Here is a 16,341-nt window from a genome sequence, read left to right as displayed (position 1 = left end):
GCGGGGGAGCCGGCCCCGGCCCCGCAGCAACATGCCCCGACACCGCCGCCTGCGGCACGGCCGGCTCCCCCGCCGCCACCGCCGCCTGCTGCCGCACCGAAACAGCCTTCGCCGCCGCCGGCTGCGGCTCCGCAGCAGCATGCGCCCACGCCGCCGCCTCCGGCACCGTCCGGCGCACGCCCCGCTCCGACTCCGCCGGCTCCGCCTCCCGCAGCAGCTCCTCAGGGCCGCCCTGCGCCGGCACCTACGGCGACACCTTCTCCCGCACCGGCGGCGCCGCCCGCACGACCGGGAGCGCCGGCGCCGACCGCCACACCCGCACCGACGACGACACCCGCACCGACTGCGACACCGGCGCCCACGACGCCTCCTGCGCCGACCGCAACGCCGGCTCCGGGCAGCACGCCAGGCGCACCGCCGGCTAGCCGCCCCGGCACCCCGCCGCCCGGTCGGCCCGGCGCGCCTCCTCCGGCAGGATCACCGGCTCCCGGTGCCACGCCCAGTCCGACAGCGACCCCGGCTCCTGGTGCTACGCCGACGCCCGCGCCCGGACGTCCAGGTGCAGCACCGACACCTGCGCCCGGCGCGACCCCGGCCCCGACTGCGACACCGACCCCCGGCCAACAAGGCGCAACACCTCCTGCTGGTGCGCCGGCTGCCGGAACTCCGCCCACAGCACCGCAGGCTGGTGCCCCTCCGCGGCCGCCGGCGCCTCCCGCCGGCGTCGCAGCGCCATCGGTCGTCCCCGGTTCGGCGGCCGCAGCGCCGCCGCCTGACAGGGCACAATACAGACCGCCGACGGTTGCACCGGCCTTCCGGGCCGCGCCAACGGTCTCAGCGCCGTTGCCGCCGGCGCCGCGTCCGCCGCAGCGTGACCTGACGCCGCTCGCGATCGGTGCAGGCGTGGTGGCCGGCGCCGTGATCGGCGCCACCATCGCCGACCTCCACAACCAGCGACGCGAGACCATCGAAGGCGGCCGCACCGTCTACACCGAGCCGGACCGCATCATCATCCGCGATCCGGGCGGGCAGGCCTATGTCCGCGGCAACGATCTCTATCGCTTCCGCTACGGCGCCCGCGACATCCGCACCGACACGGTCGGCGGCGAAACCCGCACGGTCGTGATTCGTCCTGACGGCAGCGAGATCATCACCATCGTCGGCGCCGATGGTCGGCTGATGCGGCGCATCCGCAGGGATCCCCGCGGGCACGAGCTCATCATCATCGACAACACCTACCGCGATCCGCGGGCGGTCGGCGGCTTCTATGTCGACGTGCCGCCCCCGGTCGTGAACATCCCCTACGATCGCTACATCGTCGACGCCCAGGAAGCGTCACCGGACGTCATCTACCAGACCATGGTGGCACCGCCGGTGCAGCGGATCGATCGGCGCTATTCGCTCGACGAGATCCGCTACAGCCCGAATGTTCGCATGCAGATGCCGAGCATCGACGTCAACACGATCATCTTCGAGACGGGATCGTGGACCATCCCGCCGGACCAGGCGGCCCGGCTGCAGGCGATCGCCGACGGCCTCAACCAGGCAATCCAGCGCAATCCGCGCGAGGTCTTCCTGATCGAGGGCCACACCGACGCGGTCGGCAACGAGGTCGACAATCTGTCATTGTCGGATCGTCGTGCGCAGTCCGCCGCCGAACTGCTGACGCAGCAGTTCGGTGTGCCCGCCGAGAATCTGACGTCGCAGGGTTACGGCGAGCAGTACCTGAAGGAGCAGACGCAGGGGCCGAGCGCGATCAACCGTCGCGTCACCATCCGCAACATCACGCCGCTGCTCAACGGCGGCCAGGCCTCGCTGCCGCCGCCCCCGCCCGGCACCGCGCCGCCGCGGTAACGGCAGACACAAACGCAAATGGCCGGGAGCGATCCCGGCCATTCTTGTTTGAGGGCTCTCGTGCCCCGGACGCGGCACAGCACGCAATGATGCGCTGCCGAGCCGGGGTCGACAAAACGGCCGGTGCAATTGATCCAAGATCTGGGTCCCGGCTCTGCGACGCAGCGCTTCGCGCTGCATCGCGTCCGGGACACGGGAATCTCAGCGATCTCGTAGGGTGGGCAAAGCGGAGCGTGCCCACGATCTTTATCCGTCACGGAGGAATGGTGGGCACGCTTCCGCCTTCGCTCTGCGAGCTACTGCGGACAAGTCGCTTTGCCCACCCTACGACAGCGAGAGCATCAACCCCTAGTCGCTCTGCAGTCGGAAGATCTGCGAGCCTTCGCGCCGCCTCCCTCCGGTCGCGGTTCGCAATCGAACCCTTTGCATCATTGCCCCGCAGCCAATCCCAACGCATCGGCCATGACGCGGAACACGTCGGTATTGTCCATCGAGCCATGCACGCGCTCGCTGCCCGGTCCGGTCGCGGTCAGGATGACGTCCTCGCCCGAATGCACGCTGGCGCCGATCATCGCCGAGAGATTGCCGGGGCGCAGCACCGCGCCCGGGACGTCCTTGTATTTGTCGTTGGCCTTGAAGGTCCCGTCGGCGCCGACCTTGACGGTCGGCTCGTTGGGATTGTCCAGCTTCGGACGGAACGTCTCGTAGTGATCCGGCAGACTGGCGGAGAAAATCGCAAGCCGCCGGCTCACGTCGATGCGCGCAGGATAACCTTCCGCATCCGGCGCCGGATAGCTGGGAAATCCGGCCTGCTCATAGACGCCGACGCGCTCGCGCAAGGGAACGTTGGGCGTGGTGGCCATGTCGTCATTCACCGTGCCGACAAGGCTGTTGGGATGATTGTGGTCCGCCAGCACCAGGATGAGGGTGTCGTCGCCGCGCGCCCGCGCCCATTCACGCGTCTGGCGCACCGCATTGTCGAGCATGATCGTGTCGTAGACGGCCCGCTCCATGTCGAGCAGATGTGCATATTTGTCGATCATTCCGGATTCGACCATCAGGAAGAAGCCGGCCTCATTCCGCGACAGCAATTGCAGCGCCGCCTGCACCTGCTCGGTCAGGTCGGGCTGCTCGGGGAATTTCTTGACGCCGCCACCCTTCAGGAATTTGCGGTCGAGCACGCCGTCCATGTTGCCGGTGGCGAACAGGCCAAGCAGCTTGCTCGTCTCCTGTCTTGCTGCAGACGCGCTGAGCTCGCTCGCGGTGGTCGCGATCTGATAGCCTGCATCGCGGAACTTGGCGATGTAGTCGGTCTCGTCCCTGCGTTTCGAGCCGGCGGCCGATTTCGGCAGAAAATTCGCGCTGCCGCCGCCCATCAGGACGTCCGGCCTTGCCGCAAAGAACTGCTCGACGATCTCGTCGTAGGCGGCACGGCGGCGCGTGTGCACAACCATCGCCGCCGGCGTCGCGTCTTCGATCTCGGTGTTGGTGACGACGCCGATCGCCATGCCGTGCCGCCTCCTGGCAAGGCTGGTGATGGTCTCGACCCGGGGATCGTCGAACGGGCTTGCGGTGCGGTCCGCATAGACGCCGAGGGCGTTGACGGCGCTCTTGTGCCCGGTCGCATAGGCGCTGGCCGCGTTCGCGGAATCGGTGATGATCGAATCCGAGCCTGCGGTTGCCACCAGCGCCATGTGAGGCATGTCGTCAATGGCGAGCTTGCCGCGGCTCTTGCCCTCTGAAATCCCCTTGGACAGGATTCGGGCTGCGACCCGGTGCGCCGGCGACATGCCGTCACCGATGAACAGGATGACGTTCTTCGCCTTGCGCGGACCCGTGTCGTAGACCGTCCATGTCACGCTGCGCTGGCCCATGCCGTCGCTCACGTCGACGACGACGTTGCCCGGCCTGGTCAGCGTGACGTCGCGCAGGATCAGGGCCGACTGATCCTTGCCGTCCTCGCGGTCGATGAAGCTCCCGGCACGACCGAACGCGGTCGCATAATCGGCGCCGTTCACCGTCACCTTCAACTTGGCGGGATCGACCGGCCCGGGGAGCTCGACCTTGAAGTCGAATTTGGCTCCGACCAGGATCTCGGCACGATCGATCGGATAGATCGTCTGCGCCGACAATGACGATGCCCAACAGAGGGCGATGAGAGAGGCGAGTGCCGATCTCCTGACCATGCTCGATGCTCCGCAATCCGGTTTCCCAAAGGAACGGGAAGCGTAGCGACCGAGAATGACACCGTCATTAAGCTCGTAGCCCCGTTGGCTCCATCCGAGCTACGAGCAATCGTAGGGTGGGCAAAGCGGAGCGTGCCCACGATCTTTACCCGTCACGGAGGAATGGTGGACACGGCGCTAGCGCGCCTTTGCCCACCCTACGGCTTCAACCCTTGTCGCTCTCGAGCCGGAAGATCTGCGAGCCTTCGCTGCCCGAGAGCAGGCCGGTCTTCGAATAGAGGCCGAGCTTGGTGCGGGTGTCGGCGATGTCGAGGTTGCGCATGGTGAGCTGGCCGATGCGGTCGGCCGGGGTGAACGCGGCGTCCTCGACCTTCTCCATGCTGAGCCTTTCGGGCGCGTAGGTGAGGTTCGGGCTTTCGGTGTTGAGGATCGAATAATCGTTGCCGCGGCGCAGCTCCAGCGTGACTTCGCCGGTGACGGCGCGCGCGACCCAGCGCTGCGCGGTCTCGCGCAGCATCAGGGCCTGCGAGTCGAACCAGCGGCCCTGATAGAGCAGGCGTCCCAGGCGCATGCCGCTGATGCGGTATTGCTCGATGGTGTCCTCGTTGTGGATGCCGGTGACGAGGCGCTCATAAGCGATGTGGAGGAGCGCCATGCCCGGCGCCTCGTAGATGCCGCGGCTCTTGGCCTCGATGATGCGATTCTCGATCTGGTCGCTCATGCCGAGGCCGTGCCGGCCGCCGATGGCGTTGGCTTCGAGAAACAGCGCGACGGGATCGGCGAAGGTCTGGCCGTTCAGCGCCGTGGGCTGGCCTTCCTCGAAACGCACCACGACCGTCTCGGCCTTCACAGCGCAATCGTCGCGCCAGAACGGCACGCCCATGATCGGGTTGACGATCTTGATGCCGCTGTCGAGGCTCTCGAGATCCTTGGCCTCGTGCGTGGCGCCGAGCAGGTTGCTGTCGGTCGAATAGGCCTTCTCGGCGCTCATCTTGTAGGCAAAGCCCTGCGCGGTCATGAACGCCGACATCTCGGCGCGGCCGCCGAGCTCGTCGATGAACTGCTGGTCGAGCCAGGGCTTGTAGATCTTCAGGCCGGGATTGGTGAGCAGGCCGTAGCGGTAGAAGCGCTCGATGTCGTTGCCCTTGAAGGTCGAGCCGTCGCCCCAGATGTTGACGCCGTCTTCCTTCATCGCCGCGACCAGCATCGTGCCGGTGACGGCGCGCCCCAGCGGCGTGGTGTTGAAATAGGTGATGCCGCCGGTCGAGATATGGAAGGCGCCGGACTGGATCGCGGCGATGCCCTCGTGGACCAGCTGCGTGCGGCAATCGACGAGGCGCGCCTTCTCGGCGCCGAACTCCATCGCCTTGCGCGGGATCTCGTTGTAATCGGCCTCGTCGGGCTGGCCGAGATTGGCGGTGTAGGCGTAGCAGCGCGCGCCCTTCTGCTTCATCCAGAGCAGCGCCGCAGAGGTGTCGAGGCCGCCCGAAAAAGCGATGCCGACTTTCTCACCCTTGGGCAGGCTTTTCAGGATCGTGGTCATGGGGCTTCCAATCGGGTCTCAGGGGCTGATGCGAGGAGCGAACTTGACCGCGCGAATAACAAATTTCGCAGGCGTCGGCACGCATTTAATGGCTCAAACCGACGGCTCGGGACCGGTCTTGCGGCCGAACAGGCGCTGGCGGAGCCGGTAGGCCGGCATGTTCAACCGGGTCAGGGCGGCATCGACCGCTTCGTCGGAAAACCGCGTCCGCGGCCAGCGGTAAATCAACGCGTAGGCGAACCAGATCACGACGAAGGTCACGAGGCCGGCGATCGAGACGTCGGTGAAGAAGTGGCCGCCGAAGGCCATGCGCAGGGCGCTGGTCAAGGCGCCGAACACCACGGCGGCGGCATAGGCGAGCGGCCGCCACGGCGGCGGCGCCAGCGCGGCCGGCGCCAGCGTCCAGAACGCGGTCGCGCCTTCGCCCGAGAAGAACGAGCAGTTGCGGGCGCAGCCGCCGCGCGGATCCCACCACGGCACGAATTGCTGGTCGCCGGCGAACTCGGTCACCACCACCGGGCGCGGCCGGCCCCAATAGGTCTTGAAGGTGAGGTTGGTGAGAATGCCGGCCGACAGGATGATGGTGGCCAGCAGGAACACGATCGCGCGCCCCGACACCATCAATGGCCGGTCCGGCCTGATCATCTTGACCACGAGCGCCACCAGCGACGGCAGCACGAAGGCCCAGGCGACCCACATCGCAGCGTCACGCGCGAAGCCCGCCCAGTCGTTCAGCTTGAGCGGAAAGGTTTTCGTCTGGGGATCGAAGAACAGCGACGCGAGCTTGAGATCGAGCTCTGGATAGAGGCCGAAAACGACGCCGATCACGAGCCAAAGCGCCAGGGCGATGAAGAGTCCGGTCCGGTTCATGGCGCGCGGTTTAGCGGAGTAGGACGGGGATGAAAACCCGGATTCCGTCGCAGCAAGGGAGCGTGAGTTGGTCAACATGCGATGCCTCAACAATGTCGTCCCGGACAAGCGAAGCGCAGATCCGGGACCCATAACCCCAGGGAGGAGTTTGACGAAGACTCGGGGTTACCAGTTCGCGTCAAAACCTCTTCCTGGGGCTATGGGTCCCCGCCTCCGCGGGGACGACACTGAATATGCGGTGCGCTGCTTCGTATCACTCGCAAACATGCACGTGCTATCACCGCGCATCCGGCCGCGATTGCGACGGCAACGGCGGCGGCGGTTCGCGCGGAGGCGGCGGGATGCGCCAGGAGCCCGCATTGCGACCGGCGATCAGCCAGTAGACGATTCCGGCGACGATGCCCGCCCCGGTCATGATCTCCAGGTGACGCCGCACGATGCCTTCGAACTGGAACGTGTCGGAGTGGAACGGGACGAGACCGAGATAGCAGGCGAGCCCGACGAGGCCGCCGCCGACGGCGTAGGCCAGCGCGCTGCGGATATAGAGCGCTTCGGTGACGGCGACGATCACCGCCGCCGGCACCAGCGCAAAGCCGGAGACGAAGATGAAGCCGAAGCCAAGCAGGATATCGATCGCGCCCTGATCGACGGGACCGGCGCCGAGATCGGCGAATTCCGGAAACAACAGCGCGACGACCACGATCATGCCGCCGACGAAGCAGGCGGCGAGAAAGCCGATGAAGATGACGACGAGGCGGCCGATCAGGGACATGGGGAGAAAGCCATCGTTGCCGTCATTGCGAGCGAAGCGAAGCCATCCAGAGATGCGTCCACGGAGACAGTCTGGATTGCTTCGTCGCTACGCTCCTCGCAATGACGAGGATGCGAGAGCGTCGGCATGAACAACCTAATCCGTCATCGCCATGGCGCGCAGCGCCTGACGTTCGCGGGCGCTGAGCTTCTCGGTCTCCGACTTGAGCTGGCCGCAGGCGGCGAGGATGTCGCGGCCGCGCGGGGTGCGCACCGGCGAGGAATAGCCGGCGTTGAAGATGTATTCGGAGAACTTTTCGATCTGGTCCCAGTCCGAACATTCATAGGCCGTGCCGGGCCAGGGATTGAACGGGATCAGATTGATCTTGGCGTGAATGCCCTTGAGCAGCTTGACCAATAGCTTCGCGTCGTCGAGCGAATCGTTGACGCCCTTGAGCATCACATATTCGAAGGTGATGCGGCGCGCGTTGGAGGCGCCGGGATAGTCGCGGCAGGCCTGCAGCAGCTCCTTGATCGGATATTTGCGGTTGAGCGGCACCAGCTCGTTGCGCAGCTCGTCGCGCACGGCATGCAGCGAGATCGCGAGCATGACGCCGATCTCCTCGCCGGCGCGCACGATGTTCGGCACCACGCCCGAGGTCGACAGCGTGATGCGACGGCGGGAGATGCCGATGCCTTCATTGTCGCCGACGATCAGCAGCGCGTCGCGCACCGCGTCGAAATTGTAAAGCGGCTCGCCCATGCCCATCATCACGATGTTGGTGACGCGGCGCGTGCCGTCCTCGCGATCGGCCCAGTCGTTCAGGCGGTCGCGCGCGACCATCACCTGCCCGACGATCTCGCCGGCGGTGAGATTGCGCACCAGGCGCTGCGTGCCGGTGTGGCAGAACGAGCAATTCAAGGTGCAGCCGACCTGCGAGGAGACGCACAGCGTGCCGCGATCGGTCTCGGGGATGTAGACACACTCGACTTCATGCGCCTTCTGAACATTGTCGCCGCTCGGCAGACGGAGCAGCCATTTGCGGGTGCCGTCGTTGGAGATCTGCTCGGCCACGACCTCGGGGCGGTCGACCGTGAAATGCTGTGCGAGCTCGGCACGGATGCCCTTCGAGATCGAGGTCATGTCATCGAAGCTCTGGGCGCCGCGGAAATAGAGCCAGTGCCACAGCTGCTGCACCCGCATCTTGCGCTGCGCCGGCGCGACACCGATCTCGCCGAGGCGATCGGCAAGCTCGGTGCGCGACAGGCCGATCAGCGACGGCTTTGCCGGCGGCACATAGGTTTCGAGTGGCGTCTTCTCCACCAGGATTGCGTTGTGCGGCTCGGTCGTCGGTTGCATTGATGGGACCTGGGATTACTGCTGTTTGAGTTCGTCATGCCCGGGCTTGACCCGAGCATCCACGTCTTTCGTCAATCGCGGTTGCGCGTGGATGGCCGGGTCAAGCCCGGCCATGACGACCGAAAATCTGGAACCGCCCCTATATAGCAACCGGACCGGCCGATTGCGACCTCATCGCCGGCAGCCTTAACGCCCTGCGCCCTTACCGCTTGCAATCCTGCGCGATCTTGTCGAGTGCCTGGGCAAGGCCCTTCAGCGAGAACGTGTCGGTCGTCTCGGTGCCCTTGGCCGAGACACCCTTGACCACGAGCTCGGCGGATTTGCGCATGGCTTCGACCATCCGCTCCTCCTCGGCCGCGTTCTTGATCCAGAGGCCGTCGCCCTGCGTGTACATCGCGTAAGCAGCGCCGCCGACCTCGACCGTCGATTCCGAGCCCGGCTTCAGCGCGTAGCCGATCATCACCGAGACCTCGTTGTTCACTTTTTCGGCCGGCCGGGTCGAGACGAAGGCATAGGCGGGATCGCGCGGCCGATTCGGCGGATTGGTCTTCGACGACGACGGCTTGGCCAGCGCGAAGCAGACCTTCTTGCCGTTGGGCGCCGCCGAATAGGCCCCCCAGGTGCCGAACTGACCGATCAGGGTCGGCTCCGCGCCACCTGCAACCGCAGCGGGCGGGGCCGCGGGTTTGCTCTCGGGCTTTGCGGCCGACTTCGCATTCGTAGGGGCCGTTGGCGCCGCCGATTTCGGTGCCTCTTTTGGATTTGGCGCAGACTTGGGCGCCGGTTGCGCCGTCTGCGCCCGCGCAGAAACAGCGATTCCCCCGGCCGCCACGCCAGTCATCAAAGCTAAAATCAGCACCCGCCACATGCTGGAGTGGTTCCCTCAATATTGTGACTGGAAGATGGCCCGGCCGCGCTTTGTCCCCGAGGCAGGGATAGCCGGGAAAGTCCAATTTGGGAAGGCAGTTAGCGGTATCAGCCTTTGGATCGCGCGGCGCGCTGGGCGGCCCATTGCGCCTCGGTCCAGCCGAGCAAATCCTCGGCGCCGGAACTGCGCAAATGCGCGCCACCGTCGATGACGACCATCTCGCCGTTGATGTAGGCAGCACGGTCCGAGACCAGGAAGCTGGCAAGGTCGGCAAGCTCGCCGTGCTCTCCGGTGCGGCCCAGCGGATTGCGTGCGGTCCAGCCCTCGTCTCGGCCTTCGGGGCGGAGCTGCCCCGACGCGCCCGCGGTCGGGAACGGACCCGGCGCGATGGCGACGGTGCGGATGCCTTTCGGCCCCCATTCCACGGCAAGACTTTTGGTCATCGCCAGCAGCGCCGACTTCGCCATCGCCGACGGCACGGTGAAGGCCCGGCCGGTGATGGTCGAGGTCGAGAGGATCGAGAGCACGACCCCGCGATGCTTGGCCTCGATCCAGCGCCTGCCGGCCGCGAGCGTGCAATACATCGCGCCATGCAGCGTCGGCGCCAGGATCGCATCGGCCGCGCGGAACGACAGATGCTCGCTCTGTGCGATGAACGTCGCGGCAGCATTGTTGACGAGGATATCGAGCGGCGCCTCGCGCCAGATCCGATCCATCATGTCATCGACCGCGCCACCGTCGCGGATGTCGCAGGCGATCGTCGTGACCTTGCCGCCAGTGCCTTCACGCATCCGGTGCGCTGCTGCGTCCAGCCGGTCGAGCTTGCGGCCGCAAATGACGAGCTCGGCGCCAAGCGTGAGGAAACGTCGTCCCATCGCGGCGCCAAGACCCGAGCCGCCGCCGGTGACGAGGATGCGCTTGTCCCTGAGCAGGCCTGTTTCAAACATCGTTTGAATCCTCGCTGTTTCCACGCACTCCTGCGAGGATAGGACTTCGAGCTGTCTGAGACAAAGAATCCGGATTGTCCGGCCGCGCTAAATCCGGCAGAAACGTGCCAACTATAATTCCACTCGAAACGCCCTCAGGTGCCGCCATGAAAGCCATCCTCTGCTCGCAATATTGCCAGCCCGACGACCTCGTGCTCGCTGAGGTGCCGGATCCGGTGGCGGGCCCCGGCGAAGCGGTGATCGCGATCAAGGCCGCGGCGCTGAACTTCTTCGACATCCTGATGATTCAGGGCAAGTACCAGATCAAGCCGCCGTTCCCGTTCTCGCCGGCCGCGGAAGTCGCGGGCGTGATCGAGAGCATCGGCGCTGGCGTCACCGATCTGAAAGTCGGCGATCGCGTCGTCGCCTCCTGCGGCCACAACGGCGCACGCGAGAAGATCGCGCTGCCGGCGGCATCCATCGTGAAGATTCCCGACAATCTCGATTATGACCGCGCGGCCGGCATCATCATCATCTACGGCACCGCGCTGCATGCGCTGGAGGATCGCGCCAGCCCGAAGCCGGGCGAGACGCTCGCGGTGCTGGGTGCGGCCGGCGGCACCGGCCTTGCCGCCTGCGAGCTCGGCAAGCTGATGGGATTGAAGGTGATCGCCTGCGCCTCGTCGGACGAGAAGCTCGAATTCGCCAAGGCGCATGGCGCCGAGCTGACGCTGAATTACGCCAAGGAAGATCTGAAGGAAGGCCTGCGCAAGCTCACGGGCGGCAAGGGCGTCGACATCGTCTTCGATCCGGTCGGCGGTGCTTACGCCGAGCAGGCGCTGCGCTCGATCGCGTGGGAAGGCCGCTTCCTCGTCATCGGCTTTGCGGCCGGCGACATTCCGAAGATGCCGCTGAATCTCGCGCTGCTGAAGGGCTGCGACATCCGCGGCGTGTTCTGGGGCGCCTGGACCCGGCTCAACCCGGCCAAGAACCGCGCCAACCTCGAGAAGCTCGTGAAGTGGACGGCGGAAGGAAAGATTTCATCGCATGTCGATCGCACCTTCCCGCTGGCCCAGACCGCGGACGCGTTGAAAGTGCTGGCGGGACGCCAGGCCATGGGCAAGGTGATCCTGCATCCGTGAGGATGTAACGGCGAAGGCTCCCTCCGCGAGTTTCGTCCTGGCGGAAGCCAGGACGACGTTGGAGCGTATCGTTGCGTGGGCGCTGCCTCCGACGCAACGCTCCAGCGCACCGCCGCCCGGAAAATAATCCCTCAACCATCGCGGGCAAAATGGTGGTGCATACCGCCGCGCCGCCGTAATCAAACCTAAATATCTCCAGATTCGCACAAACCGCCGTCGTTTTTTGGGCTGAATCGGACGGCGATTTACCGGTTCCAGTTTGCGGGGCACTTCTGGACAACAACAAGAAGACTGAAACCGGGACTGCCCCTGCGTTGCGTCAGTAATGGGGAGCATCACACCATGGAGACGACGGCCTACCGTCCGTCGAAGGAGTCGCGCGCGCTCGACTCCGATCGATCTGCATCACCTTCGTCCACGGCGGACTACATCCGGGCGCGCGCCAGGCGCGCCGAGCTTCCACAGGACGATCCAATTCCACTGTTTCTGTCCGATCCGCGCGGAGCACCGGACCCGCGGGAATACGTGCCGCTGGCGCTGCGCCCCAGAACCAGGGTCGCGCCTCGCCTTGTCGCCGCCGGGCTTGCGATCTCCGCCGCGGGGATCGCGGCCGTGCTGTTTCCGTCGGATCTGCGTAGCTTCATTGCCGACAGTGCCGGCAGCGCAGCAGGCGCAGCTCAGGCCAACCCGCCGGCCATACGCCAGATCCCGCTCAAGGATCCGGAACGTGTGACCGACACGATGCTGGCGAGCGCCGACAAGCAGGATCTGCCGGCTCCGACAATGCCAAGTCGCGAAGCGATCGCGACCGCCTACCAGACTGCGCTGCAGGCCCAGGTACAAACTCAAGCACAAGTGCCAGTCCAAACTCCGGCACCCACTCCCGCGGCACAGCCTGTGCCGCCCGAGCCCGTCAGAACGCTCGACGCCGACACGCTGGCCGGACTTATGACGCGCGCAAGAAGCCTGATCGGCGTTGGCGATATTGGCGCGGCGCGCCTGCTGCTCGAACGGGCAGCCAATGCGAAAGACGCGACGGCCGCGCTCCTGCTGGCACAGACCTATGATCCCGCGGTGCTGGGCACCAGCGACGCGCGGAGCGTCATTGCCGACGTCGCGGCCGCACGTGACTGGTATCAGCGTGCCGCAAGCCTTGGATCGGCGGAGGCGCGACAGCGCCTCGCCCAGCTCTCGAACTAGACCATTTCAGGGGACATCATGCGTAACCTTTTCGGAATGGCGCTGGCCGCCATCATGACCATCTGTGCCTTCGCGGCGCGCGCCGAGCAGGCCGAATACGATCCGGCCAAGGTCTCGGACGGCCTGAAGGCGATCTTCCAGTTCGGCTCGACCTCGACCAAGCAGGCTCTGAACGCCAACACCGTCACGCTCATCACCGGCACGATCGGCGGCACCTATGTGCAGTTCGGCGCCGACCTCGCCTCCGTTCTCGACGACGGCAACAAGATCCGCGTGCTGCCGATCGTCGGTCGCGGCTCGGTGCAGAGCGTTGCCGACATCCTGTTCCTGCAAGGCGTCGATCTCGGCATCGTGCGCGCCGACACGCTCGACTATCTCGAGCGCAAAGGTTTTGCCAAGGACATCAAGCGGCAATTCACCTACGTGACGAAGCTGTACAACGAGGAGATGCAGGTGATCGCGCCAAAATCGGTCGCGACGCTCAAAGACCTCGAAGGCAAGACGGTCAGCGTGGATCTGCCCAACGGCGGCACCTTCGTCACCGCGCTCACCGTGTTCGAGCGGCTCGGGATCAAGGCGAAATTCGTCTATGTCGAGCAGCGCATCGCGATGGAGAAGCTGAAGGCCGGCGAGATCGACGCCGTCATCGTGGTCGGGGGCAAGCCGTACAAGTCGGTCTCGACCTTCGGCAATGACGGCCGCTTCCACCTCGCGCGCGTCGATTATGCAAAGCCGCTCCAGAGCGATTATCTGCCGGCAACGCTGACCGCGAAGGACTATCCGAACCTGATCAAGGAGGGCGAGAGCGTGGACACGATCGCGGTGCCCGCGGTGCTTGCGGCCTACAATTGGACGCCCAACACCGAGCGCTATCGCAAGCTCGCGCTGTTCGTGGACGCATTCTTCACGAAATTCCCGACGCTGCAGAACCCACCCTTCCATCCCAAGTGGAAGGAGGTCTCGCTCGCGGCGCCGCTTGCAGGCTGGAACAGATTGCCGGTGGCGCAGCAATGGCTCGACAAGCACGGCGTCGAGCCGGTGACGCGGCAGCGCTTCGAGGCCTTCTTGAAGCAGAACCCGATGGCTGCAAAGGGCTCCGACATCGACAAGGAGGCGCTGTTCAGGCAATTCCAGGCATGGGACGCGGAGAAGGCGCGGGCGCAGGCGGAGAGGAAGTAAGGCAGTCGCGCGACGCCGATCCGGTCCGTAGCCCGGATGGGTCGCTCCGCCATCGTCACCCGCAGGCGAACGACTACGCCTCGCTCACCCCACGCTTCAGCGCGGCACGGGCGGCTTCGCGGTGCTCGTTCGTGATGTGGCCTGCGACCATGCGGATGGCGGTGGCGAGCACGGCGGCGTCATCGGCGAAGCCGAGGATCGGCATCACGTCGGCGACGAAGTCGAACGGCAGGATGAAATAGGCGATCGCACCAAGCAGCGAGGCCTGGACGTGGCGCGGGGTCTGCCGGTCGAACGCGCAGTAATAAGCGGCCAGCAGGTCTTCGGCGAATGGCAGATGCGCGGCGACGCGCTTCAGCTTGCGCCAGAAGCGGCGGCGAACGCTCTCGCGATCCTCCGCGAGCCGATCGGCCGGCTCGAAACCGACGCTGTGTTCGGCAGCCATGTTCGATAAACTCCCCGTTCAGCCCCCGGGCGGCGGACCGCCGCATCCGGGCTGATCACAAGATGGGGATGTAGCCGATCGCTGCAAGACGTCGGCAAGGTCTCAGCCCGCGATCGCGTTCATCGCCTTGGCCAGCGCGACGTCGAGCGCCGTGACGCCGCCGGCGTCGTGGGTCGACAGCACCACCTCCACCGTCTTGTAGACATTGCGCCATTCGGGGTGGTGATCCATCTTCTCGGCGACCAGCGCGGCGCGGGTCATGAAACCGAACGCCTCGTTGAAATCCTTGAAGATAAAGGTCTTCCCGATGGCATCCCGGCCTTGAACCTCGTTCCAGCCCGGAAGTCCGCCGAGCGCCTGCTTGCGCGCTTCCGCCGAGAGCCGTTCTGCCATGGTCATCTCCGTCCTTCAGGGGAACTTTACCCTAACACCTTGCGTACGGCCCGGGTTCATACGGGGATTTCCGTCATCCGCTAACCATGACGGAGATGTAACCCCGCCGGACAAGAAATTTGCTACAATTGCGGGCGTAAATCGCCGGCCAAGATGAAACTGAGCCTCAAGCGCCTGTCTGGGAGATCGATGACCGGGGGATTGGACCTGGCCGAAGCGCCCTCTCCGCCTTCGCCGCGATCCGCGGCGCGGAAGACGGCCCTGGTGTCTCTCGCATTCGTGCTTGCGATCGTCGGCGCGCTCGCCGGCGGCTATTACTTCGCGATGCGGCCGGTGACGCTAAAGATCGCGGTCGGCCCCGCCAACAGCGATGACGTCAAGGTCGTGCAGACGCTGACGCAGGCCTTCAGCCAGAGCAAGGGCCAGGTGCGGCTGCGGCCGATCCAGACCGACGGCGCCACGGCCAGCGCCAATGCGCTCGCCGAAGGCAAGGTCGATCTCGCCATCGTGCGCGGCGACCTCGATGTGCCCAAGAACGCGCAAGCGGTCGCGACCCTGCGCAAGAACGTCGTGGTGCTGTGGTCCGTCCCGGGCAAAGGCAAGAAGCGGGGCGCCAAGATCACCAAGATCTCGCAGCTCGCCGGCCATCGCGTCGGCGTGGTCGGCCGCACCCAGGCCAACGTCAATCTGCTCAAGGTGATCCTGCAGCAATACGGCGTCGATGCCGCCAAGGTCGAGATCGTGCAATTCCCCGCCAACGAGGTGGCCGAGGCGATCAAGGCCCAGAAAGCCGACGTCTATCTCGCGGCGGGCCCCGTCAACAGCAAGATCACGGCGGATGCGATCGCCGCCTCCACCAAGGATTTCGGCGCGCCCAGCTTCATTGCGATCGATTCGGCGGATGCGATCGCGCAGAACCATCCGGTCTACGAAGCGTCCGAGATTCCCGCCGGCACCTATGGCGGCTCGCCTGCCCGCCCGGAGGACGAGGTCAAGACCATCAGCTTCTCGCACCACATCGTGGCGCGCAAAGGCGTGTCCGAAACCACCATCGCGGCGTTCACGCGCCAGCTGTTCGCCGTGCGCCAGCAATTGGTGACCGAATTCCCGCTCGCGGCGAAGATCGAAACGCCCGATACCGACAAGGATGCGGTGATCCCGGTGCATCCCGGCGCCGCCGCCTTCGTCGACGGCGAGGAAAAGACCTTCCTCGACAAATACAGCGATTACATCTGGTGGGGCCTGATGGCGCTCTCGGCCATGGGCTCGATCGGCGCCTGGTTCGCGGGCTACCTGAAGAAGGACGAGCGCGACAGCAACAATCATCAGCGCGAACGTCTGCTCGACATGATCGCGGCAGCGCGCAAGTGCGAGACGACCGAAGAGCTCGACCAGATGCAGACCGAGGCTGACGAGATCTTGCGCGACACGCTGCGCTGCTATGATCACGGCGCGATCGAGGAAGGCGCGCTCACGGCCTTCAACATCGCGCTGGATCAGTTCCACGCCGCCGTCGCCGACCGCAAGGCGGTGCTGTTCAGCCTGCTGCCGAACCTGCAGCGCGCGGGCGCCCCGTTCCGGGCAGCCGGCAACGCCTGAGCACTGGCGCGCGTAATCGCTGCGTC

At 65.8% G+C, this 16,341-nt stretch carries 14 protein-coding genes; 5 read left to right on the top strand and 9 right to left on the bottom strand.

The window, feature by feature from the left end; genetic code table 11:
• A partial coding sequence (locus tag E4K64_RS24475) for an OmpA family protein (protein WP_135165786.1) occupies positions 1-1,854 on the top strand: 1,854 nt, incomplete at its 5' end.
• Positions 1,855-2,282: 428 nt separating this feature from the next.
• Here E4K64_RS24475 and E4K64_RS24470 read toward each other — a convergent pair.
• From E4K64_RS24470 to E4K64_RS24440, 7 genes are all read right to left on the bottom strand, one after another.
• Positions 2,283-4,040: an alkaline phosphatase gene (locus tag E4K64_RS24470; RefSeq protein ID WP_135165785.1), complete on the bottom strand. Its 1,758-nt coding sequence runs from the start codon at positions 4,038-4,040 to the stop codon at positions 2,283-2,285.
• Positions 4,041-4,245: 205 nt separating this feature from the next.
• On the bottom strand, positions 4,246-5,583 hold the full coding sequence (argG, locus tag E4K64_RS24465) for an argininosuccinate synthase (protein ID WP_135165784.1): 1,338 nt from the start codon (positions 5,581-5,583) through the stop codon (positions 4,246-4,248).
• A 93-nt stretch (positions 5,584-5,676) separates the two neighbouring features.
• Positions 5,677-6,453 carry a phosphatase PAP2 family protein gene (locus tag E4K64_RS24460; RefSeq protein WP_135165799.1) on the bottom strand — a complete coding sequence of 259 codons (777 nt, stop codon included), beginning with the start codon at positions 6,451-6,453 and terminating at the stop codon, positions 5,677-5,679.
• A 277-nt stretch (positions 6,454-6,730) separates the two neighbouring features.
• On the bottom strand, positions 6,731-7,225 hold the full coding sequence (locus tag E4K64_RS24455; RefSeq protein ID WP_135165783.1) for a hypothetical protein: 495 nt from the start codon (positions 7,223-7,225) through the stop codon (positions 6,731-6,733).
• A gap of 135 nt (positions 7,226-7,360) precedes the next feature.
• A complete protein-coding gene (gene rlmN, locus E4K64_RS24450; RefSeq protein WP_135165782.1) occupies positions 7,361-8,563 on the bottom strand; it encodes a dual-specificity RNA methyltransferase RlmN in 1,203 nt (400 codons plus the stop codon).
• Positions 8,564-8,765: 202 nt separating this feature from the next.
• Positions 8,766-9,431, bottom strand: a complete 666-nt coding sequence (locus tag E4K64_RS24445) for an invasion associated locus B family protein (RefSeq protein ID WP_135165781.1) — start codon at positions 9,429-9,431, stop codon at positions 8,766-8,768.
• Between the two features lie 107 nt (positions 9,432-9,538).
• Positions 9,539-10,378 carry an SDR family oxidoreductase gene (locus E4K64_RS24440; RefSeq protein WP_135165780.1) on the bottom strand — a complete coding sequence of 280 codons (840 nt, stop codon included), beginning with the start codon at positions 10,376-10,378 and terminating at the stop codon, positions 9,539-9,541.
• A 146-nt stretch (positions 10,379-10,524) separates the two neighbouring features.
• On the opposite strand from E4K64_RS24440, the gene E4K64_RS24435 reads away from it, so the two are divergent.
• The 3 genes from E4K64_RS24435 to E4K64_RS24425 all read left to right on the top strand — a co-directional run bounded on the left by E4K64_RS24435 (position 10,525) and on the right by E4K64_RS24425 (position 13,878).
• Positions 10,525-11,499: an NADPH:quinone oxidoreductase family protein gene (locus E4K64_RS24435; protein WP_135165779.1), complete on the top strand. Its 975-nt coding sequence runs from the start codon at positions 10,525-10,527 to the stop codon at positions 11,497-11,499.
• A gap of 342 nt (positions 11,500-11,841) precedes the next feature.
• Positions 11,842-12,699: a hypothetical protein gene (locus E4K64_RS24430; protein WP_135165778.1), complete on the top strand. Its 858-nt coding sequence runs from the start codon at positions 11,842-11,844 to the stop codon at positions 12,697-12,699.
• A gap of 18 nt (positions 12,700-12,717) precedes the next feature.
• Positions 12,718-13,878, top strand: a complete 1,161-nt coding sequence (locus tag E4K64_RS24425) for a TAXI family TRAP transporter solute-binding subunit (protein ID WP_135165777.1) — start codon at positions 12,718-12,720, stop codon at positions 13,876-13,878.
• A 73-nt stretch (positions 13,879-13,951) separates the two neighbouring features.
• On the opposite strand, the gene E4K64_RS24420 is transcribed toward E4K64_RS24425, so the two are convergent.
• On the bottom strand, positions 13,952-14,323 hold the full coding sequence (locus E4K64_RS24420) for a YkvA family protein (RefSeq protein ID WP_135165776.1): 372 nt from the start codon (positions 14,321-14,323) through the stop codon (positions 13,952-13,954).
• Between the two features lie 102 nt (positions 14,324-14,425).
• Positions 14,426-14,716: a 4a-hydroxytetrahydrobiopterin dehydratase gene (locus tag E4K64_RS24415; protein ID WP_135165775.1), complete on the bottom strand. Its 291-nt coding sequence runs from the start codon at positions 14,714-14,716 to the stop codon at positions 14,426-14,428.
• 153 nt (positions 14,717-14,869) lie between these two features.
• Here E4K64_RS24415 and E4K64_RS24410 point away from each other — a divergent pair, with 153 nt between their 5' ends.
• On the top strand, positions 14,870-16,315 hold the full coding sequence (locus E4K64_RS24410; protein WP_135165774.1) for a TAXI family TRAP transporter solute-binding subunit: 1,446 nt from the start codon (positions 14,870-14,872) through the stop codon (positions 16,313-16,315).
• The last annotated feature ends 26 nt before the right edge of the window (positions 16,316-16,341 follow it).

It is taken from the genome of Bradyrhizobium frederickii, from assembly GCF_004570865.1.
Lineage (GTDB): Bacteria > Pseudomonadota > Alphaproteobacteria > Rhizobiales > Xanthobacteraceae > Bradyrhizobium > Bradyrhizobium frederickii.
Note: the sequence above shows the minus strand (reverse complement) of the source record. Positions and strands in the feature narration are given on the sequence as shown.